At 64.7% G+C, this 26,160-nt stretch carries 21 protein-coding genes and 1 pseudogene; 20 read left to right on the forward strand and 2 right to left on the reverse strand.

Translation table 11 applies throughout. The features are described 5' to 3' along the window. Window positions 1–868 precede the first annotated feature (868 nt). The 9 genes from dnaA (at window position 869) to UP10_RS04890 (ending at window position 14,007) form a co-directional block, all read left to right on the forward strand. Window positions 869–2,299 (forward strand): chromosomal replication initiator protein DnaA, encoded by a 1,431-nt coding sequence (gene dnaA, locus UP10_RS04850; RefSeq protein ID WP_044586251.1) that lies wholly within the window; start codon window positions 869–871, stop codon window positions 2,297–2,299. Between the two features lie 242 nt (window positions 2,300–2,541). Beyond that, window positions 2,542–3,660, forward strand: a complete 1,119-nt coding sequence (gene dnaN / locus UP10_RS04855; RefSeq protein ID WP_044537784.1) for a DNA polymerase III subunit beta — start codon at window positions 2,542–2,544, stop codon at window positions 3,658–3,660. Between the two features lie 127 nt (window positions 3,661–3,787). Beyond that, window positions 3,788–4,927, forward strand: a complete 1,140-nt coding sequence (gene recF / locus UP10_RS04860; protein WP_044586252.1) for a DNA replication/repair protein RecF — start codon at window positions 3,788–3,790, stop codon at window positions 4,925–4,927. A 231-nt stretch (window positions 4,928–5,158) separates the two neighbouring features. After that, the gene (gene gyrB, locus UP10_RS04865) at window positions 5,159–7,594 is read left to right on the forward strand and encodes a DNA topoisomerase (ATP-hydrolyzing) subunit B (protein WP_044586253.1); all 2,436 of its coding nucleotides are present in this window, start codon (window positions 5,159–5,161) and stop codon (window positions 7,592–7,594) included. Between the two features lie 422 nt (window positions 7,595–8,016). Next, window positions 8,017–9,195, forward strand: a complete 1,179-nt coding sequence (locus tag UP10_RS04870) for a pyridoxal-phosphate-dependent aminotransferase family protein (RefSeq protein ID WP_044586254.1) — start codon at window positions 8,017–8,019, stop codon at window positions 9,193–9,195. A 31-nt stretch (window positions 9,196–9,226) separates the two neighbouring features. Next, entirely contained in the window at window positions 9,227–10,234 is a 1,008-nt protein-coding gene (locus tag UP10_RS04875; protein WP_082076988.1) for an extracellular solute-binding protein, read from the forward strand. A gap of 4 nt (window positions 10,235–10,238) precedes the next feature. Further along, window positions 10,239–11,300, forward strand: a complete 1,062-nt coding sequence (locus UP10_RS04880) for an ABC transporter ATP-binding protein (protein WP_044586255.1) — start codon at window positions 10,239–10,241, stop codon at window positions 11,298–11,300. Beyond that, on the forward strand, window positions 11,297–12,934 hold the full coding sequence (locus UP10_RS04885) for an ABC transporter permease (RefSeq protein WP_044586256.1): 1,638 nt from the start codon (window positions 11,297–11,299) through the stop codon (window positions 12,932–12,934). The genes UP10_RS04880 and UP10_RS04885 overlap by 4 nt, the downstream gene beginning before the upstream one ends. Before the next feature lie 17 nt (window positions 12,935–12,951). Next, window positions 12,952–14,007 (forward strand): threonine aldolase family protein, encoded by a 1,056-nt coding sequence (locus UP10_RS04890; RefSeq protein ID WP_044586492.1) that lies wholly within the window; start codon window positions 12,952–12,954, stop codon window positions 14,005–14,007. Between the two features lie 68 nt (window positions 14,008–14,075). Here the strand turns inward: UP10_RS04890 and UP10_RS04895 are convergent, their stop codons facing one another. Beyond that, entirely contained in the window at window positions 14,076–14,990 is a 915-nt protein-coding gene (locus UP10_RS04895) for a LysR family transcriptional regulator (protein WP_044586257.1), read from the reverse strand. A gap of 160 nt (window positions 14,991–15,150) precedes the next feature. Here UP10_RS04895 and UP10_RS04900 point away from each other — a divergent pair, with 160 nt between their 5' ends. The 11 genes and pseudogenes from UP10_RS04900 (at window position 15,151) to UP10_RS04950 (ending at window position 24,957) form a co-directional block, all read left to right on the forward strand. Further along, window positions 15,151–16,116, forward strand: coding sequence for an agmatinase (locus UP10_RS04900; protein WP_044586258.1), 966 nt, complete (start codon window positions 15,151–15,153; stop codon window positions 16,114–16,116). 40 nt (window positions 16,117–16,156) lie between these two features. Then, the gene (locus tag UP10_RS04905; RefSeq protein ID WP_050043569.1) at window positions 16,157–17,014 is read left to right on the forward strand and encodes a transporter substrate-binding domain-containing protein; all 858 of its coding nucleotides are present in this window, start codon (window positions 16,157–16,159) and stop codon (window positions 17,012–17,014) included. A gap of 68 nt (window positions 17,015–17,082) precedes the next feature. Beyond that, a complete protein-coding gene (locus tag UP10_RS04910; RefSeq protein WP_044586259.1) occupies window positions 17,083–17,742 on the forward strand; it encodes an amino acid ABC transporter permease in 660 nt (219 codons plus the stop codon). A 3-nt stretch (window positions 17,743–17,745) separates the two neighbouring features. Continuing rightward, window positions 17,746–18,468 carry an amino acid ABC transporter permease gene (locus UP10_RS04915; RefSeq protein WP_044586260.1) on the forward strand — a complete coding sequence of 241 codons (723 nt, stop codon included), beginning with the start codon at window positions 17,746–17,748 and terminating at the stop codon, window positions 18,466–18,468. Further along, window positions 18,465–19,280 (forward strand): amino acid ABC transporter ATP-binding protein, encoded by an 816-nt coding sequence (locus UP10_RS04920; protein ID WP_044586261.1) that lies wholly within the window; start codon window positions 18,465–18,467, stop codon window positions 19,278–19,280. The genes UP10_RS04915 and UP10_RS04920 overlap by 4 nt, the downstream gene beginning before the upstream one ends. 3 nt (window positions 19,281–19,283) lie before the next feature. Then, the gene (locus UP10_RS04925) at window positions 19,284–20,252 is read left to right on the forward strand and encodes an arginase family protein (RefSeq protein ID WP_044586262.1); all 969 of its coding nucleotides are present in this window, start codon (window positions 19,284–19,286) and stop codon (window positions 20,250–20,252) included. An 11-nt stretch (window positions 20,253–20,263) separates the two neighbouring features. Next, a complete protein-coding gene (locus UP10_RS04930) occupies window positions 20,264–20,881 on the forward strand; it encodes a DUF1989 domain-containing protein (protein WP_044586263.1) in 618 nt (205 codons plus the stop codon). 180 nt (window positions 20,882–21,061) lie between these two features. Next, entirely contained in the window at window positions 21,062–22,354 is a 1,293-nt protein-coding gene (gene murA / locus UP10_RS04935) for a UDP-N-acetylglucosamine 1-carboxyvinyltransferase (RefSeq protein ID WP_044586264.1), read from the forward strand. Between the two features lie 76 nt (window positions 22,355–22,430). After that, window positions 22,431–23,828, forward strand: coding sequence for an MATE family efflux transporter (locus UP10_RS04940; protein WP_044586265.1), 1,398 nt, complete (start codon window positions 22,431–22,433; stop codon window positions 23,826–23,828). Further along, window positions 23,825–24,298, forward strand: coding sequence for a DUF2867 domain-containing protein (locus tag UP10_RS04945; RefSeq protein WP_044586266.1), 474 nt, complete (start codon window positions 23,825–23,827; stop codon window positions 24,296–24,298). The genes UP10_RS04940 and UP10_RS04945 overlap by 4 nt, the downstream gene beginning before the upstream one ends. A 3-nt stretch (window positions 24,299–24,301) precedes the next feature. After that, window positions 24,302–24,957: pseudogene (locus UP10_RS04950) on the forward strand (2-hydroxychromene-2-carboxylate isomerase). A 6-nt stretch (window positions 24,958–24,963) separates the two neighbouring features. On the opposite strand, the gene UP10_RS04955 reads toward UP10_RS04950, so the two are convergent. Further along, a complete protein-coding gene (locus UP10_RS04955; protein WP_044586268.1) occupies window positions 24,964–26,079 on the reverse strand; it encodes an FUSC family protein in 1,116 nt (371 codons plus the stop codon). Between the last annotated feature and the right edge of the window lie 81 nt (window positions 26,080–26,160).

Here is a 26,160-nt window from a genome sequence, read left to right on the forward strand (position 1 = left end):
AGCAAACGTAAACAATTTATGAAATATTTTTGGTATTGCACCGTCGTTTGTGACGCGAGTGAATCTGCGCGCTGAATCAAAATCTTGCTTTCGCGATTGCGCGTTTGCAGCGACGCAACAGTCGCGAAGACTCTCCGCATCCGTCGAATCCACGGATTGTAAGAAAATCCCCTTGGTGTATTTAATTGCTTGTCCGCGACGCCCTCGGCTCTCCAGATCAGCGCGGTTTGAGACCCATGGGCGGACGTGCAAATCGGCGGCGGTATGCGCGTTAGCGACGCTTTCCAAGCGAAGCTAGATTGACAACTCATAGCGATATGAGGACGGTTGACCTGTGTCTAAATTTCTCCGGCGGTGTGCCCAGCTCTTCGGGTGCTTCGAACAAGAGAGACCAGGAGTGATTGTCAGAGTCTGGCAGTGCGGCATGCGAAGCGAGTGGACGGGTTGACGAGGAAGACACGCGGCGGCGCAGCGACCGACATTTCGGTGTTCGGTAGCGGCAACTGAATTTGAAGACACAAGCAAGCTGATAGCTTGCCGCGACACGTCGCGGTGGGAGGGGGAGGACGTATGATTTACGGTAGCATCACTGCAGTCGACGCCACGACAGCTGGAACGCAGATTTCAAATGGTGCCGTAATCAACCCCTCGGACGTGGTCTCCTACCCGCAGAGACCGTCGAGTACGCGCTGACCTCGCGGGACGCTTCTTCTCCAAACGACTGATCTGGCCGACGGCGCATTGTCGCCGAGCGGGAGATCTATGTCCGGAGCAGACAGCGCCCGCTGGAGGTCACGCCTTGGCAGGAAACCTGCACGGCGGTTTCGCAACAATATCCATCTCTCAGTCTGGAAGAAGCACGAAGGCAATGACGAACACGGAACAAGATCGCTGGTCGCGGGTAAAGGGACGGTTGCGGACGACCGTTGGCGAGGACGTCTATTCGAGCTGGTTTGCGCGGATGGACCTGGAAAGCGTGCGTGATGAGAGCGTGCACCTGTCGGTTCCGACCCGGTTCCTGAAGAGCTGGATCCAGGCGCACTACGCCGATCGCGTGCTCACCTGCTGGCAGGCCGAAATGCCCGAGGTGCATCGCATCGACCTCACCGTGCGCTCCGCGATCCGTGCGGCGGCGCCGGTCAAGGAAGCCGCGGCCCCCGTCGAGGCACGCCGCGTCGAGCGCACCGATGGCCGCCCTGCGCCGGAATTGCGTTCGTTCGCGACCGCGCCGGTGTCCGCAAGCCATGACGCGCTCGGCGGCTCGCCGCTCGATCCGCGCCTGACCTTTGCGAGCTTCGTCGTCGGCCGCTCCAACACGCTGGCGCACGCCGCCGCGCGGCAGGTCGCGGAAGGACGCCGCGGCGATCCCGTGATGTTCAACCCGCTCTACATCCATGCCGGCGTCGGCCTCGGCAAAACCCATCTGCTGCAGGCGGTGACCTGGGCCGGTAACTCCGGCAGCGAGCGCAAGGTGCTGTATCTCACCGCCGAGAAGTTCATGTACGGCTTCGTCGCCGCGCTGAAGACGCAGACGGCACTGGCGTTCAAGGAGGCGCTGCGCGGCATCGACGTGCTGGTCATCGACGATTTGCAGTTCCTGCAGGGCAAGTCGACGCAGGCTGAGTTCTGCCACACGCTGAACGCGCTGATCGATGCCGGCCGCCAGGTCGTGATCGCGGCCGATCGTCCGCCGTCGGACCTGGAGAGCCTCGACGACCGCGTGCGCTCGCGGCTCGCCGGCGGGCTGGTGGTCGAGATGGGGTCGCTCGGCGAGGAACTGCGGCTCGGCATTCTGAAATCGCGTGTCGCCGCAGCCCGCGCGCATCATGCAACTTTCGAAGTACCGGAACCGGTGCTGGATTATCTGGCGCGCACCATCACCCATAATGGCCGCGATCTCGAAGGCGCGATCAACCGGCTGCTGGCGCATTCCAAGCTCAACAACCAGCCGGTGACGCTGGAGATGGCCGAGCGCGAGGTGCGCGACCTGATCCGGCCGCAGGAACCGAAGCGGATCAAGATCGAGGACATCCAGCGCGTGGTCGCCCGGCAGTACAATGTCAGCCGCTCCGACTTGCTGTCGTCCCGCCGCACCGCCAATGTGGTGCGCCCGCGTCAGGTTGCGATGTATCTGGCCAAGACGCTGACCTTGCGCTCGCTGCCGGAAATCGGCCGGCGCTTCGGTGGCCGCGACCACACCACCGTGCTGCATGCCGTGCGCAAGATTGAGGCACTGGTCACCAAGGATACAGCCCTCTCGGAAGAGGTCGAATCGCTGAAGCGCCAGCTGCAGGAGTAAGGCTGCCTGCCACGTCGCCCTTTCCCTGTTCGCAAGGGGAAGGGCGAACGTTATTTCCGGCTCAAAACGTGGGGGAACGGTCTCCGTTTCCCTTGCGCCCGACCGCCATCCGCGCCACCTTGCGGTCCCCCCGTGGGTTTGATCAACTCCGATATTGATCCGGCTTTTCGGGTTTCAACGCCGCGGTGCTGCCATGAACGGCCGCCCGGCTTTTCCATCTGAGGGATCTGGCGGGTATTGCAATGAAGGTCACCGTCGAGCGCGCGCAACTCCTGAAATCGCTGGGCCACGTCCATCGCGTGGTCGAGCGCCGCAACACCATCCCGATCCTCGGCAATGTGCTGATCCGCGCCGAGGGCACCAAATTGTCGCTGAAGGCGACCGACCTCGACCTCGAGGTGACGGAGACGCTGGCCGCCGAGACCGGAACCGCCGGCTCGACCACCGTGCCCGCGCACATGTTCTACGACATCGTCCGCAAGCTGCCCGACGGCTCGCAGATCGTGCTGGAGGCCGACGGCGACCGTTCGATCCTGGCGGTGCGCGCCGGCCGCTCGCGTTTCACGCTGCAGACGCTGCCCGAGAGCGATTTCCCCGATCTTGCCGCCGGCGACATGACGCATTCGTTCTCGCTGCCGGCCGCCGACCTCAAGCGCCTGATCGACCGCACCCAGTTTGCGATCTCGACCGAGGAGACCCGCTACTATCTCAACGGCATCTATCTGCACGCCGCCGGCAGCGCCAAGGCAGCGACGCTCCGCGGCGTCGCCACCGATGGCCATCGCCTGGCGCAGATCGATCTGGTGCTGCCGAAAGGCGCGACCGGCATGCCCGGGGTGATCGTGCCGCGCAAGACGGTCGGCGAGGTGCAGCGGCTGATCGAGGACGGCGAGGCCGAGATCGCGATCGAGCTGTCGCAGGGCAAGATCCGCTTCTCGCTCGGCAATGTGGTGCTGACCTCGAAGCTGATCGACGGCACCTTCCCTGACTATGGCCGCGTCATTCCGCAGAACAACGACAAGGAACTCGTCGTCGACAAGAAGGATTTCGAGGCCGCCGTCGACCGTGTCTCGACCATCTCCAGCGAACGCGGCCGCGCGGTGAAGCTCGCGCTGTCGCCGGGCAAGCTGGTGCTCTCGGTCACCAACCCGGATTCCGGCAGCGCCACCGAAGAGCTCGAGGTCGAATACGCCTCCGACGCGCTCGATATCGGATTCAACTCGCGCTATCTGCTCGACATTGCCGCCCAGATCGAGGGCGAAGTCGCCGTGCTCAGGCTCGCCGACCCCGGCTCGCCGACGCTGGTCCAGGACAAGGACAACAAGGGCGCGCTCTACGTGCTGATGCCGATGCGGGTGTGATGTGCTTTCTGTCTGCTCGACTTGTTACTAGATTACGTCATGCCCGGGCTTGTCCCGGGCATCCACGTCTTTGCTGCGTCTAAGTCGTGGATGGCCGGGACAAGCCCAGGCGTGACGAAGGACAGACATGACCCCGTCCCGCATTCATCGGCTGTCGCTGACGCATTTCCGCAATTACCGGGCGGCGACGCTGTCGGCGCGGGGCGACATGGTGGTGCTGGTCGGGCCGAACGGCGCCGGCAAGACCAATTGCCTGGAGGCAATCTCGTTGCTGTCGCCGGGCCGCGGCCTGCGCCGCGCCACGCTGGAGGACATCGCCGACAACCAGGGCGACGGCTCCTGGGCGGTGTCATCAGAGGTCGAGGGCGCGCTCGGACTCGCAACGCTGGGCACTGGCATCGATGCGCCGACCGGCGAGGCTGCCGCAACCGGCCGGCGCTGCCGCATCGACCGTGAGCCGGTGAGTTCGGCGACCGCCTTCGGCGATCATTTGCGCATGGTGTGGCTGACGCCGACGATGGACGGGCTGTTCCTCGGCGCCGCGTCCGAACGGCGGCGCTTCTTCGACCGCCTGGTGCTCGCGATCGATTCCGACCATTCCAGCCGCGTTTCGGCGCTCGAACGCTCGCTGCGCTCGCGCAACCGGCTGCTCGAAGTGCGCAACTATGACGATCATTGGTGTGACGCGATCGAGCGCGAGACCGCGGAGCTTGCGGTCGCGGTCGCCGCATCGCGCGGCCAGACCGCCGCCAAACTCGCCGTGATGCTGCGCGAGCGCGGCGCGGCGTCGGCCTTCCCTTCGGCCGAGATCATGCTCGACGGCTGGATGGAGAATGCGCTGCTGCAGGAACCCGCCACCGCGGTCGAAGACCGCTACCGCGAGATCCTGCGCGCCAGCCGCCCACGCGACGCCGCCGCCGGGCGCACGCTGGACGGCCCGCATCTGACCGACCTGCAGGTGGTCTATGCGCCGAAGAACATGCCGGCGCGGGACGCCTCGACCGGCGAGCAGAAGGCGCTGCTGATCGGGCTGGTGCTGGCGCACGCGACGATGGTTGCGGAGATGACCGGCATCGTGCCGCTGCTGCTGCTCGACGAAGTCGTCGCCCATCTCGATCCCAACAGACGCAGGGCGCTGTTCGAGGAACTCGCCAAGCTCGGCGCGCAGGTCTGGATGACCGGCGCCGATCCCGCAGCTTTCATCGACATCGGCCTCACGGGCGAGATCTTCGACGTCGAGTCCGGCTGCGTCACCCGTCGCGGCTGAGGGATGCGGGACCGCACTCCGAAAAGCCCTCGAATCTGCCTCCAAATCGGGCTTTTCAGAGCCTTCGGAATCGACCTCTGACGGTCTTGAAAGACAGTGAAAAAATCCCATTTATTCAATAACTTGTGGACATAGACTTTGCGCTAGGCGCAATACCTCTTTCGTGGCACAAATAGTGGAATCAGCGCCCCTCTTGCGCCGCTGATTCGGGACACTCCTCGAAGGCCTCACATGACAGAACCTGCCCGGCAGACCCCTGCCGAATCTGAGCATCCCATTCCGATCGAATATGGTGCGGAATCGATCCGGGTGCTGAAGGGCCTCGATGCCGTGCGCAAGCGGCCCGGCATGTATATCGGCGACACCGACGACGGCTCCGGCCTGCACCACATGGTCTACGAAGTCGTCGACAACGCCATCGACGAAGCGCTGGCCGGCCATGCCACCGCGGTCGAAGTCGTGCTCAACGCCGACAACTCCGTCACCGTGCGCGACGACGGCCGCGGCATCCCCGTCGACATCCACAAGGGCGAAGGCATTTCGGCGGCCGAGGTCATCATGACCCAGCTCCACGCCGGCGGAAAATTCGACCAGAATTCCTACAAGGTTTCCGGCGGCCTGCACGGCGTCGGCGTCTCCGTCGTCAACGCACTGTCGAGCAAGCTGCAATTGCGGGTCTGGCGCGACGGCAAGGAGCATTTCATCGAGTTCGCCCATGGCGACGCGGTGGCTCCGCTCGAGACCTTGGGCGACGCCAACGGCAAGCGCGGCACTGAGGTTACGTTCCTCGCCTCGACGGAAACCTTCACCAATGTCGAGTATGATTTCGCGACGTTGGAGCATCGCCTGCGCGAGCTCGCGTTCCTCAATTCGGGCGTCAACATCGTACTCTCCGACATGCGCCACGCGGTCGAGAAGCGCGAGGCGATGCGTTACGACGGCGGCGTCGAGGAATTCGTCAAATACCTCGACCGCAACAAGAAGGCGATCGTGCCGGCTCCGATCATGGTGCGCGCGGAGGCCAACGGCATCGGCGTCGAGGCGGCGCTGTGGTGGAACGACAGCTACCATGAGAACGTGCTGTGCTTCACCAACAACATCCCGCAGCGCGACGGCGGTACCCATCTGGCCGGCTTCCGCGGCGCGCTGACGCGCCAGGTCAACGGCTATGCCGAGGCCAATGCGAAGAAGGAAAAGATCGCACTGACCGGCGATGACTGCCGCGAAGGCCTCACCGCGGTGCTGTCGGTGAAGGTGCCCGATCCGAAATTCTCGTCGCAGACCAAGGACAAACTGGTGTCCTCGGAAGTCCGCCCGGTGGTCGAGAACGTCCTGAACGAGGCGCTCGCGGCCTGGTTCGAGGAGCATCCGAAGGAAGCCAAGGAGATCGTCGGCAAGGTGATCCAGGCGGCGGCAGCCCGCGAAGCCGCCCGCAAGGCCCGCGAGCTGACCCGCAAGAACCCGCTCAGCGTCTCCTCGCTGCCCGGCAAGCTCGCCGACTGCCAGGAAAAGGATCCCGCCAAGTCCGAGCTCTTCATCGTCGAGGGTGACTCGGCCGGCGGCAGCGCCAAGCAGGGCCGCAACCGTGAGTTCCAGGCGGTGCTGCCGCTGCGCGGCAAGATCCTCAATGTCGAGCGCGTTCGCCCCGACAAGATGCTGTCGTCCGAGCAGATCGGCACGCTGATCACGGCGCTTGGCACCGGCATCAGCGACGATTTCTCGGTCGAGAAGCTGCGCTATCACAAGATCATCGTGATGACCGACGCCGACGTCGACGGCGCGCACATCCGCACGCTGCTCTTGACCTTCTTCTATCGTCAGATGCGCGCGATCATCGATGGCGGCTTTCTCTATATCGCCCAGCCGCCGCTCTATAAGGTCTCGCGCGGCAAGTCCGAGCAATATTTGAAGGACGAGCGCGCGCTGGAGGACTATCTGATCTCGACCGGGCTCGACGAATGCGTGTTCAAGCCGGCCTCCGGCGACGACCGCTCGGGCCGCGACCTGTTGTCGCTGGTTGAGGACGCCCGAATCATCCGCTCCGTGTTGCGCAATCTGCACAGCCGCTATAGTCGCGCGGTGATCGAGCAGGCCGCTATCGCGGGCGTGTTGACCCCCAAGATCACCAGCGATGTCGATACCGCGAACTCGGCGGCCGACTACATCGCCAAGCGGCTGGACGCCGTTGCTGACGAAGTCGAGCGCGGCTGGATCGGTTCTTTCACCGAAGGGCAGGGTTTCCAGTTCGAGCGCACCGTGCGCGGGGTCAAGGAAGCGGCTGTTATCGACGACGCGTTTCTCGGCTCAGCGGATGCGCGCAAGCTCGACGAATATGCAACCAGGCTGCAAGAGACCTACGTGCGTGCAGGCAAGCTGCGCCGCAAGGATGCAGAGCAAGCCATCCACGGTCCCGTCGGCCTGTTCGAGGCCGTCACCGACGCCGCCCGCAAGGGCGTTTCGTTGCAGCGCTACAAAGGTCTCGGCGAAATGAATCCGGGCCAGCTCTGGGAGACCACGCTCGATACCAACGCACGCTCGCTGCTGCAGGTGAAGGTCAAGGAGGTCGACGAGGCCGACGATATCTTCACCAAATTGATGGGCGACGTGGTCGAACCGCGCCGCGACTTCATCCAGGAAAACTCGCTCAGCGCCAACATCGACATCTGAGCGCCGAGGCGCACGCCGAGGACGCGACGACGAGAGGTTGGCATCTCCACATCTCGGATCGCGCTACTTCGCAGTCGATACGGCGCTGGACGGCGAAGACGACGGTCCGTCGACACCCAGACCGGGCGGCGTCAGGAAGCGCCTGTTTCGGCCGATGGCAGGCTGATGATCCGCGGCGCGCCGACCTCCTAGGGCAGTTGCGCGCCGAGCACAAGCGAGAGCTGATGCGAGGCGCTGCGTGCACCGGCTCCCACAAACTGTCCGGGATCGCCAGCCCGCGCTGGACGGCGGCGCCCCCTTGCGTCTTCAGCATCGAAATCCCTGTCTTGGCGATTTTCGGTTGACCTTGGCTCGCCACACCCGCGAAATGCTGAGACCGGAGCCGCCGTCCCCTACCTGCGCCAGAACGGTGATTTCAAGCTATGACCCGCACAGAAACGCCAACCGCCATCGCACCGACGGGATATCGTCTTCGGCTTCCCGGCCCGACTGAAGTGCCCGAGCGGGTGCGGCAGGCAATTGCCGGAGTGATGGTCAATCATCGCGGTCCCGAATGCCGGACTGCGATCGGCCAGGCTGAGGAGATGATCCGCCCGATCTTGGGCACCACGAACCGCATCCTGTTCTTTGCCGCCTCCGGAACCGGCGTCATGGAGGCCGCGCTCGTCAACGTGGCCGGACCCGGCAGCCGGATCCTGGTGATCGAGCATGGTCAGTTCGGTGAGCGTTTCACCGCGATCGCCAAGGCCATGAACATCACAGTCGACACGGTCGCGATCGAATGGGGCAAGCCGATCGATGTTGCTGCGGTGGAGGCTCGGTTGAGCGAGCAGGCCTATCGAGCTGTCATCGTCGTGCACAATGAGAGCTCGACCGGAATCGTGGCCGATCTCGCAGCTCTTGGCGCACTCTTGCGCGACCGGCCGACGCTGTTGATCGCAGATTCGGTGAGCGGCCTAGGCGGCATCGAGATGCTGCAGGACGAATGGGGCGTCGACATCGTTGTCTCGGCCTCGCAGAAGGCCTTGATGTGCCCGCCGGGCCTCGCGCTTGCCAGCGTGAGCGCCAAGGCGTGGCGCGTGATCGGTCAGGACGAGGGAAGATCGGTGTTCTATTGGGATTTCCGCCGCGCGCTGAAATCCGCGGAGCAGAACGAGACGGCGTTCACAGCGCCGGTGAGCCATATCTATGGCCTGCGTGAAGCCCTGACGATGATGCACGAGGAGGGATTCTCCAATGTGCTCGCGCGCCACAAGCGGCTATCCGGCGCGCTGCGCGCCGGCGGCGCGGCGCTCGGACTTGCTGATTTTTGCAGCGATGGGCCGCGCTCAAGCACGGTCGTGGTTTTCAAAGTCCCGGACGGGCTCGAGGGCGGAGCCATCGTGCGGCAGCTCTACCAGGATCATCGCACGGTGATCGCCGGCGCCCGCAACCGTCTCTCCGGCCGTGTCATCCGGTTTGGCACGATGGGCGCTTTGAATGCCGGGACCATTCTGACCGACCTTCTGCATCTCGAAGACGCACTGACGAAGCTCGGCCTGCCGATAGAACCCGGTGCCGGACTCAAGGCCGCCACCGAGCACCTCGCCGCAACCACATGAGCAACGGCTAAACTTACAAGGGCGAACCACGATGAGATCTCCTGCCTCAGTCCTCGCCCGCGTCGTGACGCTCGCCGCATCGCTGTTCGCGGCCGGGTTGGCCTCGGCCCAGGAGAACGTCGTGCTCTATTCGTCCAACGACGACACCGTGAACAAGCTTGTCGCCGACGGCTTCACCAAGGCGACCGGAATCAGGGTCGACGTGGTCTCGACCGGATCAGGTGTTCTTGTGCGCCGCGTCGCCTCCGAGGCCGCCAATCCGCAGGGCGACGTGATCTGGGGCGTCAGTGCGACGCTCCTGCGATTGGCCAGTCCGCACCTTCAGGCCTACCCGGCCAAAGGCCGCGAAGCCGTGCCGGACCAGTTTCGCGATCCGAACGACCTTTGGCTGGGCACCAACATCCAGGTCGTTGTGATTGGCCAGAACACCAAGGCGATCGACAAGGCCAGTGGACCCAAATCCTGGGCCGACCTCCTCGACCCGACATGGAAGGGCAGGCTCGCTTATACCGACCCGTCCAACTCCGGATTCTCTTATGCCGCTGCCACCACGCTTCTCTCGCTGTGGGGCGAGGGAGACGCGGCCTGGACCAAGATCGGCGAGCTGCTTGCGAATGCGAAGGTGCTCAACCGCTCGACCCAGGTCTTCGACGGCATCGGCAGCGGCGAGTATCCGCTCGGCATCACCCTCGAATATGCCGGCTTCCTGTGGGCCCATAATGGCGCGCCGGTGAGCGTCGTCTATCCGGCCGAGGGCACATATGCAGGCGTCGAGGGCGCCGCGGTCCTGAAAGGCGGACCGAACCCCGAGGCAGCCAAAAAGCTCGTCGACTATCTGGCCAGCAAGGAGGTCCAGGAGATGCTCCTGAAGGTGACCTTCAGGCGCCCTGCCCGCCAGGATATCGAACTCGACGCATTGGCGTCCGGCATGGCGCCGTTCTCGGCGATCAAGGTGTTGCCCTACGACGAAGGCAAATGGGAAGCGGCGCGGCGCGACATCCTCGCGCGGCTGAAGACCACGATCCAGAACACGCGCTGATCCGATGACGGCGATCCGGATTGAAAGCCTGACCCGCACCTTCGGTGCGGTGCGGGCCGTGGACGACATCTCGCTCGATATCGCGCATGGCGAGCTATTCACGCTGCTTGGGCCTTCAGGCTGTGGCAAGACGACGCTGCTGCGCTTGATCGCCGGCTTCGTCGATGTCGAATCCGGCTCCATTTCCTTCGACGACCGGCGCATCGACGGTCTGCCCGCGCATCGCCGCGACACCGGCATGGTGTTTCAAAACTATGCGATCTTCCCCAACCATACCGTGGCCGAAAACGTGGCTTACGGGCTGAAGGCCCGGAAGGTCCCGGCTGCCGAGATCGGGGCGCGTGTCGAGAAGGCACTCGAGCGGGTGCGTCTCGCCGGCTACGGTCAACGCTCGCCACACCAGCTCTCGGGCGGTCAGCTGCAGCGCGTGGCGATCGCCCGCGCGCTCGTGATCGAACCCGCTGTGCTCCTGTTCGACGAGCCCTTGTCCAATCTCGACGCGCAGCTGCGCACCGAAATGCGGATCGAGGTCCGGCAGTTGCAGCAGTCGCTCGGTCTGACTGCGATTTACGTCACGCATGATCAGGAGGAGGCGCTGGCGATTTCCGACCGCATCGCCGTCTTGCGTCACGGCAGGGTCGAGCAAGTGGACACACCCGAACACATCTACCGGCTGCCGCAAACCGCCTTCGTGGCCGAGTTCCTCGGCTCGACCAATATGGTGCCAGGCATCGCAGGAGCCTTCGACGGCAACAACACCGTTGTCGTGGCAGCCGGAACGGAGTTCACGGTCAGGGGCGAGATCGCCGCGCCCGGGGTGCCGGTGCTGCTGTCGCTGCGGCCGGAGGCCTTGCGGCTGGGGAACGATTCCACCGGCCCACTGGTTCAAGCCCGGCTGGCGTTGCGCGAGTTTCTCGGCCCGGTGCAGCGACTTCACGCAACCCTGCCGGACGGGACCCAGATTCGGATCGCGGCGCTCGGCGGACAGGTGTTCGATGTCTCGCCCGGCGCGCCGCTCGCCCTCACCTACGACCCCGCGCAGATCACGGCATTTCCGGCGCCATGAAACGCTTCGCCACCATCGTGACACTGGCGGCGCTGGTGCTACTCGCGGTGTTTCTGCTCTACCCGCTGGCGCTCGTTCTGGATGCGAGCATACGGATCGACGGCACGGGCGGCCTGACACTTGGCAACTACGCGGCGATTGTGAAGAGCCACTATTATCTCGGCTCGATCGGCAACAGTCTGCTCTGCGCCGCGCTCGCGACGGCGTTCGCATGCGCCATCGGCATCCCGCTCGCCTTCTGTCTCGCCCGCATCGATATCCCAGGCCGCGCGCTCTTGCTGACGCTTGCGACCCTGCCGCTGGTCCTGCCCTCGTTCGTCAGCGCCTACGCGCTGGTGCTGCTGTTCGGCCATGCCGGCGTCGTCACCACGGCGTTGCGCGGGATCGGCATTCCTGTCGGCTCGATCTACGGCCTGCCCGGCATCGTCATCGTGTTCACGTTGACGCTCTACCCGTACGTTGTCATGCCGGTCCTGGCCGGTTTCCAGGCAGTCGACGCCTCGATGGAAGAGGCCGCCCGCAATCTCGGCGGTTCGCGGCCCTATGTAATCCGCACCGTGCTGCTGCCGATCGTGATGCCGGCGATCCTCGCCGGCGGATTGCTGGTCTTCATCGAGGCACTGGAGAGTTTCGGCGTGCCGGCAGTGCTGGCCGAAGACCGGCCATTCCTGGCCGTCGACATCTTCAAGCTCTTCGCCGGTGAATCCGACGCTAACCCGGCCGCGGCGGGCGCGCTCAGCGTGCTGCTGATCGCCTGTACGGCAGCGACGCTTCTCGTTCAACGGCACTATCTCGGCAAGCGCCGTTTCTCGACGAGTGCCCGCAGCGCGCCCGCGAAATTGCCGCTGACGCCGGGACTGCGGCTGGCGGCTACGATCGTGAGTTGGGGCATCGTGATCGTTTCGTTGCTGCCCTTCGCGGCGGTGTTGATGGTCTCATTTCTGCGCTTCCGCGGCCCCGTCCTGACTTGGGAGCTGGGATTGGGCAACTACGCCACCTTGCTGTCGGGCTCCTATCGGCCGCTGCTCAATACGCTGACACTCGCCAGCATCGCGGCCGTCGCCACCATGCTGATTGGTGCCCCGATCGGATATGTCGTCGCCCGGCACCGCTCCCGTCTGTCGGGGTTGCTCGACTTCGTCGGCATGGTGCCGTTTGCGGTCTCGGGCACGATCCTGGCGATCGGGCTCATCATCGCGTTCAACAGCGGTCCATTGGTCTTGACGGGCGGCTGGTTGATCCTGGTCATCGCCTACGTCGTCCGCAAATTGCCGTTCGCGATCCGGTCGTCCTCGGCAATTGTGCATCAGCTCGATCCCTCGCTCGAGGAAGCCTCGATCAATCTCGGGGTCTCGCCAGCCAAAACCTTCGCGACCCTGACGGTGCCCTTGATGGCGAGTGGTCTTGTCGGCGGGCTGGTGCTGGTCTGGATCACGGCGGCATCGGAGTTAAGCGCGACCATCGTCCTCTATGCGAGCGGCTGGGTCACCACGACCGTTGTCATGTACCATGCCATCGAGGGCACCGGCGCGGGGCTCGCGGCCGCCGCTGCCGCCGTGCTTATCCTCGTCACCGCAATTCCGTTGCTGCTGATCAACCGGCGCACCGGCGAGCAGGAAACAACCGTGATATGACGGCAGGACGGAACGGCATGAACGAAGCAACCCGGGCGCTCCCGAATTTCCGCAGCGATAACGTCGCGCCGGTCAGCCCCGAGATATTGCGGGCGATCGAGGAGGCCAATCGCGGCCCCGCCGCCGCTTATGGCGACGACGATTGTTCGAAGCTGCTCAATCGGCGCTTCTCGACGCTGTTCGAGACCGAGGCCACGGTGTTCCCGGTCTCGACCGGCACAGCGGCCAACGCCTTGTCGCTTGCGAGCTGCGTACGGCCCTATGGCGCGATCTATTGTCACGAAGAGGCGCATATTCACACGGCAGAGGGCGGCGCGGCAGAAGCCTTCACCGGCGGCGCGAAGCTGCTCCCTTTGCCCGGCCAGCACTTTCGGATCGAGCCGTCGATGCTACGCGAGGCGCTCGCTGGCGCGGCCTGGGGCGTCCGCAATCGCTCTCAGCCCGATGCGGTGTCGATCACGCAGGCCAGTGAATATGGCACCGTCTATCCGCTCGCCGAAATCACCGAGATCGGCGCAATTGCTCACGACAGGCATCTGTCGCTGCACATGGATGGTGCGCGGTTCGCTAATGCGCTGGCGCGACTCGGCTGCAGCCCGGCCGACATGACCTGGCGAGCCGGCGTCGACATCTTGTCTTTCGGGGCGACCAAGAACGGGGCGATGTCGGCGGATGCGATCGTGGTGTTCGACCAGAACCTCGTCGAGTCCCTGTCCTATCGGCTGCGCCGCGCTGGCCAGACCTCGTCGAAGATGCGCTATGCGTCTGCACAGCTGCTCGCTTACGTCGAGGATCGGCTTTATCTGCGGCTCGCGGCGAAGGCCAATGCCGTGGCAGCCCGGCTCGGCGCGGGTCTCGCTGCGCTGCCCGGCGTTCGGCTCGTGGCGCCAGTGGAAGCCAATCTGGTTTTCCTCAACCTGCCGGCGGTGGCCATCAACCGGCTCGCGGCAACCGGGCTGCACTTCGCGCGGCGGGACCACGATGTGATCCGGTTCGTCGCCCGCTTTGACAGCACCGAACAGGAGGCGGACGAGGTCATCGCGCTCGTCCGTGGCGCAATCACTGGAAGCTGAGCAGTCATTGGCGGACCTCGATGGCGACTAGCTAGGGGGCCTGTTTCCCGTCGAGCAACAGCTCTCGTTCAATCCGCGGACTGCGGCCAGGTCAGCAGTTTAGCTAGCAGCCGGCCACTCGGCGGCAACGGCCGATCGATCGACGAGATCAGCGAGAACTGGGTTGTATAGCGGAACGCCTCGGCTTCCGAGACCTCCTCTAGATGATGGATCGGGCCCAGCATCTCGACGTAGTGCGTCGGCAAAAAGCCGACAAAGCCGCCGCCGACCAGCATCGTTGCGACAGCCTCCAGCCCAAAGGCGACGGCATGCTGCTTGATGTGCAGGCGCCGCGCGAGATTTTGCGTGCGCCGATCGTTGGTACGCGTCACCAGAGCGATGTTGCTGTCGCGCAGGTTCCTGAGCGTCAGCGGTGCCGCGGCCGCCGTGTAAAGCCGGAACTCTTCGGTGAATAGCGAGACGTAATCGAGTTTGCCGTTGCCGGTGGGCTGTCCGCTGATGGCGAGATGCAGGCGTCGCTCCAGCACGTCCTCGACAAGCGCGCTCGGCATGCCGATCGCGATATTGAGCGTGACATTGGGCGCAGCGGCGCGAAACCGGGCGAGGGTGTCCGCGAAGCGGCAGCGCGGGTTGGACAGGCAGTTGTCGGCGATGCCGATCTTCAACTCGCCGGAGGCAATGTTGCGGGCCAGGTTGAGCTCATGATGCACCATTTCAAGCGCGTCACAGGCGGCAATGCTGGCGTGCAGGGCGCGGTGGCCGAAATCGGTCAGTTCAAAGCCGGACGGGCCGCGAAAGCAGAGCCGGCTGCCGAGCCGCGTTTCCAACGCCAGCAGATGACGGCTGATAGTCGATCGTTCCATGCCGAGCTGAGTTTCGGCGGCGGTCAGGCCGCCAGCTTCGGCAACGGCGCGAAAGATCCGCAACAGCCGCAGGTCGACTTCGGTGAGATGTGGAACTGGCGCGTGCGCGACGTGCTTCATGTTGCACTCCCTACAAGCATGGTTTCGCAGACTGTCATTCCAGGCGTTCTCCCGCCCGGGCTACGGTGGGGCAGCTGCCGATAAGTTCGGCGCACCACCCGCTGTGACCTCGATCCGACTTATCTCAAGCTGACTTATCTCAAGCTGACTTGGAGGACGTATGGCTCTACCCCTGACGGTGCCGCCTTCGCTGAGGCACCAGAGCCTGCTCTGGTCGCCCATCTGCACTGACCTCGACACCCTCGACGCGCACATCGCCATCCTCGGTATCCCGTTTGGCAGCGCCTATCATGCCTCCGCGATCACCAACGATCAGTCGAAAGCGCCAGACGCTGTCCGCTCGGTCACCGATCGCATCTGCCGCAGCCTGGAACGCTACGATTTCGACGTCGGCGGCCCGATCTATGGCGGTCGGGCGCTGAAAGTGGTCGATGTCGGCAATGTTCCAGCCGACATGACCGATCTTCGCAGCCACTCCATCCGCGCTGAAGAAGCGGTAAGCAAGATTCTTGCCGCCGGTGCCATGCCGATCACCCTCGGCGGCGACCATGGCATCCCGATCCCGATCCTGCGGGCCTACAAGGGACATGGCCCGATCACGCTGATCCAGGTCGACGCCCACATCGACTGGCGCGACGAGGTCAATGGCGTCCGCGACGGCCTGTCCAGCCCGATCCGCCGGGCCTCCGAGATGCCGCACGTCGGCGAAATCTTCCAGATCGGGATTCGCGCCCAGGGCAGCGCGCGGCCCGAAGAGGTTGCGGCGGCGGCTGCCTACGGGTCCAACATCATTCCGGCCTTCGAAGTGCACGACAAGGGCATGGACGCGGTGCTCGAGCGGATTCCGGATGGCGGCCAATACTACATCACCATCGACGCTGACGGACTTGATCCGAGCGTGATGCCCGCTGTCGAGGGCCCGGCGCCGGGCGGGCTCACCTTTCATCAGGTCCGCAAGCTCATCCACGGCCTGGTCGGCAAGGGCCGCGTGGTCGGCATGGACATCGTGGAGATCACGCCGTCCATCGACGTCAACATGATCAGCTGCATCACTGCCGGACGTCTGATCGTGAATCTGATCGGCGCGGCGGTGAGGGCGAATTATTTCGACGCACCGCCCGTGTGAGGCGGCAGCGGCTTTCGGACCCCGGGAAAAGGATAGGACGATGTTGAGGATCGACCGCAAGACGCTGGGCTCTCTCGCCGGCGGTATCTGTTTAGCTCTCGTCGCGAGCCAGCAGGCGTTCGCCGAGACGACACTGGAAAAGATCCAGCGGACCGGCGAATTGACGGTCGGCACCGAAGCGGCCTTTCCGCCCTTCGAGTTCGTCAAGGACGGCAAGATCGTCGGCTACGGCTCCGATATTCTGGCCGAAGTGGTCAAGGAGCTCGGTGTCAAGAAGCTGAACCAGCTCGACCTGCCGTGGCAGGGCATCCTGCCGGGCGTGCTGGCCGGAAAGTTCGACTTTGTCGCCACCACGGTCGGCATCAATCCGGAGCGCGCCAGGCGATACGCCTACACCATGCCCATCGCCGATGGCGTGCCCTATGCCATGAAACGCAAGGGCGACAACCTCACCAAGCCGGAGGACCTCAACGGCAAGGTGGTGGCAACCCAGCTTGCGTCATCGACCGAGCCGGTTGCCCGTGCGCTCGACGCCAAACTGAAGGCCGCCGGCGGGCCGGGCTTCAAGGAATTGAAACTCTTCACCGCGTTCCCCGAAAGCTATGTGGCGCTCGCGAGCGGCGAAGTCGATGCGGTGATCCAGTCGCTGCCGAGCCTCGCAGCCCTGGTCAAGGAGAAGCCTGACGTCTTCGAGCTGCTCGCGCCGACGCCGCAGGACGGCGGTTTCAACTATCTCGCCTGGGTGACACGGCCCGACGACAAGGATCTGCGGGACGCCATTTCCGCCGTGATCCGCAAGATGCGCGACGACGGCCGCCTCGCGGCCCTGCAGAAAAAATGGTTCGGCTTCGAAATGACGATTCCCGATCAGGGCTATCTGCCGCCCGGCGCGATGTAGGCCGCGCGGCGGCGAGGCAGCAGGAGGCGCGGTAACATTCGTTTCACGCGACATCAAGGGCACCCTCCATGGGCTTCAAGCTCGATTACCTGTTGTCGATCCTGCCAAGTCTCATGAACGCGGCGCTGGTCAATATCCGGCTGGCCGCCATCATCATGCTGCTCTCAGTTGTGCTCGGCACTGCGTTCACGATCGTGCGGTCGCTGAAAATCATTGCGGTGAACATGATCATCGCCGTCATCATCAGCTTCGTGCGCGGCACGCCGCTGCTGATCCAGATCTTCATCGTCTATTATGTGCTGCCGGCCATCGGTCTCGATCTCTCGCCGGAGGTGGCCGGCGTCTCCGCCATTGTGTTCAACAGCATGGTCTTTGTCAGCGAGAGCATGCGCGGCGGCCTCGCCACCATCGAGGCCGGCCAGATCGAGGCGGCGACGGCGCTCGGCCTGCCGCCGCGTGCGATCTGGCTGAAGGTCGTGCTGCCGCAACTGTTCCGCCGCATCGTTCCGGTGCTGATCAACGAGGCGACCATCGTGGTGAAGGGCACCGCGCTGTTGTCGGTCATCACGGTCGTCGACGTGCTGCGTACCGCGCAGCAGATCGCCAGCGCGAACTACCGACCGTTTGAAACCATGATCGGATCGGCCCTGGTGTTCCTGGTCATCAATCTCGTCATCAGCCTGTCCGGCAGGATGACGGAGGCGCGCTTCGCCACGGCACGGATCTGAGCAATGCACTTTGATCCCACCGTGCTCGCCGACTACTGGCCGCTGCTGCTGCAGGGCGCCTGGCTGACCATCCAGGTCTCGGTAGCGGCGATGGCGATCGGCTATGCGGCGGGAATCGTGGTGGCGTTGATCGCACTGATGCCGGGTTGGCCGCTGCGGCTTGTCACCGCCTTCTATGTCGAGACGCTGCGCAACATCCCCTTCATCATCCTTCTCGTCGTGGTCTATTACGGCTTGCCGTTTGCGGGCATCCGCCTGCCGGCGACGCTGGTCGGGACCGTGGCGCTGGCGCTCTTCGCCAGCGCCTATTACGCCGAGATCGTGCGTGCTGCGATCCTTGCCCTGCCGCGCGGCCAGTTCGAAAGCGCTCGCGCCATCGGCATGTCACCCGCCAGCGCCATGTGGCACGTGTTGGCGCCGCAGATCCTGCGCGCGCTGGTGCCACCGTCCACCAACATGACGCTGACCATGATGAAGGAGTCGGCCGTGCTCTCCTCCATCACGGTGCCGGAGCTCACCTACCAGAGCCTGGTGGTGCAGGGGAACACATTCGCGCCCTTCGAGGTGTTCGCGGCGGTGGCATCGATCTACTGGCTGATCGCGAGCGTGATCGCGGAAGCCTCGCGACGCCTGGAGCGCCGGGTCGGCACAGCGCAGGCCGAGAGCGTCAGCCACAACCCGATCGCCGAGCGCTATCTCTCGCTCGTCGCGCGGAGGGCCTCATGAGTGCGCCCATCCTGCGGGTCTCGGCCTTGACCAAGCGCTTTTTCGGCGTCACCGCGCTTGATCAGGTCTATCTCGATGTGCGCGAAGGCGAGATCGTCGCGTTGATCGGCCCAAGCGGCTGCGGCAAGAGCACGCTGCTGCGCTGCTTGACCTGGCTCGAACAGCCCGATGACGGCTTCATCGAAGTGACCGGCAAGCCGTTCGGGCGTGAACTGACGCCGGGTGGCGTGGTCCGCCGGCAAAGCCGCCGCCAGATCGATGCGTTGCGCCCGAAAATCGGCATCGTCTTCCAGCAGTTCAATCTCTGGCCGCACATGACTGCGCTGGAGAACGTGGTGCGCGCACAGATTGTCGTGCGGCGCCGCCCGCGCGCGGAGGCGATTCGGCGCGGCGAGGAGCTGCTGGAGCGGCTCGGGCTCGCCGACCGCATGGACCGTTATCCGCATGCGCTCTCCGGCGGGCAGAAGCAGCGGGTGGCGATCGCGCGGGCGCTGGCGATGGATCCGGCGCTGATGCTGTTCGACGAGCCGACCTCCGCGCTGGATCCCGAGCTGGTGGGCGAGGTGCTCACCGTGCTGCGATCATTGGCCGAGATCGGCATGACCATGCTGGTCGTCACCCATGAGATCGGCTTCGCAGCCAACGTCGCCGACCGCATCGCCTTCATGGACCATGGCCGCATCCTGGAACAAGGGCCGGCGCGCGAAATCATTTCCGCACCGAAAGAGCCGCGCCTGCGCAGTTTTCTCGATCTGGTGCAGGCGGACCGCCGCCCGGTCGATCCTCTGACCCCGAGCAACATCACGGAGTAAGCCATGTCCCGCGTCAACCGGCCCTATGTCGGCATCCCGTCCTTCCTGCGTGCACCAATCTGTGAGGACCTGTCCACGCTTGACGCGGCCATCGCCGTGCTCGGCGTGCCGTTCGACGAGGGTTCGCCGTTCCTGCCCGGCAGCCGCTTTGCGCCGCGCGCATTGCGTGAGCATTCGCTGCGGTTCTATGGCAGCGGCCGGGGCTATTACGATCCGGAGACCCGGCGCGAATATCTGGTCGAGGAAATGTCGCGGGGACTGATCGCCGATGCCGGCGACGTCGACATCCATCCGGCCAACGCGCCCCGCACCTTTGACAACATCACCGCCATGGTGCGCGGCATTATCGATCGCGGCGCACTGCCGGTGGTGCTCGGCGGCGATCATGCCATCACCTATCCGGTGTTCCGGGCCTTCGACGAGAAGCTGCACGTCATCCATTTCGATGCGCACACCGACTACGCGCCGTTCGAGAATGACCTGACCATCACCAACAGCCATGCCTTTCGCCATATCGCCGGCATGGACAACACGCTGAGCCTGACCCAGGTCGGGATTCGCAGTCTGCGCCATTCGCCGGCGCAGGTGGAGGACATCATCAACGCCGGCAACCGGGTGATTCCGATGGGCGAGTTCCGCCGGATCGGCCCGCAAGGCGTCGCCGACCTGCTACCCGCGAACTCGCGGGTCTATGTCAGCATCGATGTCGACGCCATGGACATGTCGCTGGTACCGGGCTGTGTCTCGGCCGAGCCCAACGGGATGAGTTACGGCGAGCTTCGCGACAGCCTGAAGGCCATTGCCGAGCGGCACGATATCGCTGGCTTCGATTTCGTCGAGGTCAACCCGCCGCTTGATGTCGGCACCGGCGTCACCGCCTATCTCGGCGCGCTGACCGTCATCGAATTCCTGGGTCATATCTGCGCCCAGCCCCGCTGGGCGGCGCACCGCGCCAACCGTCACGCCACCTGAAGGAGGAAATCATGACCGAGCCACACGACACCATTCCAGCCACGCGCGGCAAGGCGGTACGGCTGAGCAAGGGACAAGCCGTGCAGATTATCAATACCCATGGCTCGCAGGTGGTGGACACCTGGGCCTTCTGCGCAGAGGACCTCGGACATCACATGTCGATGGAGCACACAAGGGTCGAGAACGGCAGGTTGATGCCGGCTGCGGGCCAGACCCTGTTCACCAACAAGCGCGAACCGATCCTGGTGCTGGAGAAAGACACCTCGCCCGGCATCCACGACACGCTGATGGCGGCGTGCGACCGCTGGCGCTACGAACATCTGGGCTGCACGCACTATCACCGCAACTGCGCCGACAACATGATCGAGGCCATGGCGGAAATCGGCCTGACCGCCGGCCATGTGCCCCAGCCGCTCAATCTGTTTATGAACATCCCGGTCAATGCCGACCTCAGCCTGACCCAAGGCGAGCCGCTGAGCCGGCCGGGCGACCACGTCACCCTGCGCGCGACACGCGATTGCTATGTGGTGTTCTCAGCCTGTCCGCAGGATATCACGCCGATCAACGGTGCCGGCCGCAAGCCGACCGAGGCGCATATAAGGCTGACCGGCACGTCGGCTGTTTCTTGAACGGAGACGCTCGGCGCTGGCCCGCGGCGCCGAGCAGGGCTCATGAGAGGCGGTTTGCAGGGTCCGGGATTTACGTTATTCGAGTCATGGATTTGTGTTACGGTTGGCCAGCGCCCCTTGATTCTATTGTTGAATTTCGGGTAACTCAGTCAGACTTTATGTGTCAGGGGACATTTCCGCGTGGCGCCGATCCAGTACATCGTAGAAGGCGGCCGCCGGCTCTCCGGCACCATCGAGCCGTCCGGCAACAAGAACGCCGCGCTGCCGATCATCGCCGCGGCGCTTCTAACCGAACATCCGGTCACGCTGACCAACGTCCCGCGCATCCGCGACACCGAAACCCTTGTCGAGCTGTGCCGCTCGGTCGGCGCCTCAGCGGAATGGACCGAGCGCAACACTCTTGTGATCCATGCCAAGGAGATCCGCGCCGCCGATCTCGATCCCGAGCTGTGTGCACGCATCCGCGCCTCGATCCTGCTCGCGGGCCCGCTGCTCGCCCGCTGCGGCGAGGTGGCGCTGCCGCCGCCCGGCGGCGATGTGATCGGCCGCCGCCGCCTCGACACGCACTTTTTGGCCTTCGAACAGCTCGGCGCCACCGTCACCGCGACGCACCGGCTCGAATTCCGCGCCTCGCGGCTGAAGGGCGCCGACGTGTTCCTCGACGAGCCCAGCGTCACCGCGACCGAGAACGCGCTGGTGGCCGCCGTGGCCGCTCGCGGCACCACTTACTTGCGCAACGCGGCCTCCGAGCCGCATGTGCAGGACCTCGCGCATTTCCTGGTCGCGCTCGGCGCCAAGATCGAGGGCATCGGCACCAACACCATCATCGTGCATGGGCCGGCGACGCTCGGCGGCACGACCTACGCAATCCAGCCCGACCATATCGAAGTCGGTTCGCTGATCGGGCTCGCCGCGGTAACACGCTCGCCGCTGCGTATCGCGCGGGCCGGCGTCGAGCATCTGCGCTCGATCCGGATGGGTTTTGAGCGACTCGGCATCGTCTGCGGCGTCGAGGGCGACGATCTCGTGGTGCCGTCCGGCCAGACCATGAAAATCCAGGACGATTTCGGCGGCCATGTGCCGAAGCTTGAGGATCAGCCCTGGCCGGCCTTCCCGGCGGACCTGATGTCGATCGCAATCGTCACTGCTACCCAGTGCGACGGCATCATCCTGATGCACGAGAAGATGTTCGAATCGCGAATGTTCTTCGTCGACAATCTGATCGCGATGGGCGGCCGCATCGTGCTGTGCGACCCGCATCGCGCGGTCGTCGCAGGTCCCAGCCGGCTGCGCGGTGCGCCGATGAGTTCGCCCGATATCCGCGCGGGCATGGCGATGCTGCTCGCCGCTGTTTGTGCCGAGGGCACCTCGACGATCAACAACGCCGACCAGATCGAGCGTGGCTATGAGCGGATCGACGAACGGCTGAACGCGCTCGGCGCCAGGATCAAGCGGATTCCGGCGCGGACCTAGTCCCTCTGCGGCAGCTTGATCGCCTGCGGCAGCTTGGCCATGCTTTTGGCCCGCTTGCCGTGCTAAGCGTGCCGCCATGACCTCCATCGACAAGATCGAACCGGCCGCGCCGCGCGCGGCCGTCAACGTCACTGGCAACCTGCTCACCGCCGAGCTTGCGGAAACGTTGAAGCTCGCGGTGCCGCTTGCGCTGACGCAACTCGGCCAGATCGCGATGATGACGACCGACCTCGCCTTTATCGGACGGCTGGGCAGCGATACCGTGGCCGCGGCCGCGCTGGCGCACACCGTGTTCTTCGTCAGCTTCACCTTCGGCATGGGGCTGGTCTCGGCGGTCTCGCCATTGGCGGCGCAGGCGTTCGGGGCGCGCGACCCGCGCGTGATGCGGCGCGCGCTGCGCGTCGGGCTGTGGGCGGCGCTGTTCATCGCGCTGCCGCTGATGGCGCTGCCGTTCCATGGTGAAACCGTGCTGCTCGCGCTCGGCCAGGCGCCCGCGGCTGCGCATCTGGCCCAGCAATATCTGTTCGGGCTGGTCTGGGGCATCCTGCCAGCACTTTGGTTCATTGCGCTCCGTGGCTTCATGAGCGCGGTGAACCGGCCGGAGCCGGTGCTGTGGATCACGTTGGCTGCGATCCCGGCCAATGCCCTGTTGGTCTATCTGCTGCTCTACGGCAAATGGGGCATGCCGCAGCTCGGCCTGTTCGGCGCGGGACTTGCGACCACGCTGGTCAATTCCGCAATGTTCCTCGCCGGCGCGTGGTTCGCCGCGCGCCGGCATCCGTTCCGGAAATACCACGTGTTCAGCCGGATCTGGCGGATCGACTGGCCGCTGATGGGCAAGCTGGTGGCCGTCGGGGCGCCGATCTCGCTGTCGTTCCTGCTGGAGTACGGCATGTTCGGTGCCGCCGGCCTCTTGATGGGCCTGATCAGCACCACCGCGCTGGCGGCGCATCAGATCGCACTGCAGATCGCCGCAATCCTGTTCATGGTGCCGTTCGGCATCAGCATGGCAGCAACCGTGCGGGTCGGCCACGCGGTCGGCCGGCGCGACCCGGGCGCACTCCGGCGCGCCGGCTATGTCGCGATCGCACTCAGCGCCGCCTTCATGAGCATCATGACGCTCGCGGTGATCCTGGCGCGATTCGAGATCGCGGCGATCTTCCTTGGCGAAGCGACCGACACCACGGCACAGCTCACCGCGACGCTGCTGCTGATCGGCGCGACCTTCTTCATCGCCGACGGCGTCCAGACAACTATGGCCGGCGCGCTGCGCGGCATGAACGACACAAGGGTACCGCTGTTGTTCGCCACCATCAGCTACTGGCTGGTCGGCTTCGCGGCTGCCTACGTGCTTGCCTTCCAAACGGCGCTTGGTGCGATCGGCGTCTGGATCGGACTGTCGCTCGGGACCGCTGTCTATGCCGTCCTCCTGATCTTGCGTTTCCGCCGGTTGACGAGCAGATTGCCTATATGAAAGTCGACGAAATCACACCGAACGCCGACTCCACCGCGCTGCTCGCGGGCGCGCAATTCATGGACGCGTTCCGCATCGAAACCGAACACTCCGATCTCGACGCACGGCATGCAGCTGAAGTGATGGTCGAGCAGCAACCGCGCTGGTTCGAGACGTTGCAGACGCTGCGCAACATTCTGGTCAAGCCATTCGGCCTCAAGACCTCCGGCGCGGAACGCGGTGTGCCCCGCGACATGATCGGGATATTCCCTGTCGTCAGCCAAACGCAGGCGCGGCTGGTCGCGGGCTTCAACGACAAGCATCTCGACTTCCGGATCGTCGTCGACGTTGCCGCAGCGGGAAACGGCCGCAACGTCACGCTCACCATGCTCGTGCTGACGCACAACTCGCTCGGCCGCGCCTATCTCGCGCTGATCATGCCGTTTCATCGGCTGATCGTACCGGCGATGCTGCGCAAGGTTGCGAACTGAATCATGACGCTCGCAGTCGACCTCTTCTTCTCGTTCCGCAGCCCCTACAGCTATCTGGCGCTGCCGAAGACGCTGAAGATGGCCGCCGACTACGATGTCGCCGTGAATCTGCGGCCGGTCTATCCGCTCGCCGTGCGAGTGCCCGGCTTCTTCAAGACGGCAAATCCGCAATTCGCGCGCTACGTCGTGCTCGACAGCCGCCGTGTCGCCCAGCACGACGACATCCCGTTCCGCTTTCCGCGGCCGGATCCGATCGTGCAGGACATGACGACGCTCGATGTCGCCGAGCACCAGCCCTACATCCACCGCCTGACCCGGCTCGGCGCCGCCGCGCAGCTCGAGGGACGTTCGCTTCCCTTCGCCTCCGCCATCAGCCGCGTGCTGTGGGACGGCAGCATCAAGGGCTGGAACGAACGCGATCACCTTGCGAAAGCCGCAACAGCCGCCGGCTTCGATCTCGCGGCGATGGAGGCGGCCATCGCCACTGATCCTGACCGCTACGCGCGGGTCATCAAGGGCAACGAGGACGCGCATGCCGCGTCCGGCCATTGGGGTGTGCCGACTTTCGTGTTCGAGAACGAACCATTCTTCGGCCAGAACCGGATCGACCTGCTGATCTGCGGATGGAAAGCAGGGGCCTCGCGCGCCGAGATGCATAGCCTGAGTCAGGCTGTGCGTTCTTCCGCAATATCCTCGTCCACACACCAATTTCCGTGGCAGCGCTTGAGATCCGTCAGGTTCTGCCGCATCTGCTCCAGCGAAAATCCGAGCGCGTAGAAGCGCTCGGCAGCGTCGACCGGCAGGCCGCGGATCAAACCATCATGACGTATCGCGGCGACCTCGTCGCTGTAGGCGTGCAGCGCCGCGTCGACCGGAGCGATGTCCACGGCGCCGACGCCTGCACGAAGGGTCACGGCGACGGACGTCATGTAGGTGACGATCGCATTGCTCACGTCGGACAACGGCCGCGCCAGCCGCGCCTGGATGTCAGCCGGCAGCGGAGTGCCGCTGGCGCGGCCGATCATCACGACATCGTGCCGCAGCCGCTGGACCGTGCGCAATAGCGGGCCGGTCTCCGGCCCGGAGGACAAATGCACGGCGCGCTCGCGCTCGGCTTCCGCGCCTGTTGCGTTGAGGTTGGTTACCGCCGTGCCAATCCCGTCCTGGATCCGGTGCAGCGCATCGTTGTCGAGACCGCGGGTCAGGCCGGCCAGCAATTCGGCGAACGCGGCCGAGAGCAGTTCCAGCAGCTTCGCCGCATTGATCCGTATCTGGCTGACCGCGCGCGACGGCAGCACCAGGAACGAGATCACAAGCCCGGTCAGCGCGCCGACCGTGACCTCGAGGACGCGGTCGATCGCGGAGTCCAGCGGATTGGTCTGATGTATCGTTGGCAGCAGCAGCACGATCACGGCCGTCACTGTCGCCGAGTTCAGGCTCGGGTTAAGCGACGCGATGAAGGCGAGCGGCACGATCGCCAGCACCAGCAGCGCCAGCAGACTGCCCTCACCGGAATGCGGGATCAGCACCGCGATTGCCCCGCCATAGATGGCGCCACCGATGGTACCGAGCATGTAGTCGCGGGTCGCCTTTAGCGAGCGGCCGACGCTCATCTGGGTGACGATCAAAGACGTCAGCACGGCCCACAGTGGCAGCATCAGGTGAAACGCGACCGCGATGGCATAGGCCGCCACCCCCGAAGCCGCGATCCGGATTGCCAGCGCCAATTGCGTCCTGCGAGCCCAGAACGGGTCGAACATGCGTTTTGCGAAGGTCCTCATGCAGCCTGATCCGGAATCAATGGAAAGGTCCTTGATAGGTGAATTCGAGTTAAGCCACTTGGAGCATGGCTGCTGCCCGCG

The sequence above is a fragment of the Bradyrhizobium sp. LTSPM299 genome (genome assembly GCF_000938235.1).
GTDB lineage: Bacteria > Pseudomonadota > Alphaproteobacteria > Rhizobiales > Xanthobacteraceae > Bradyrhizobium.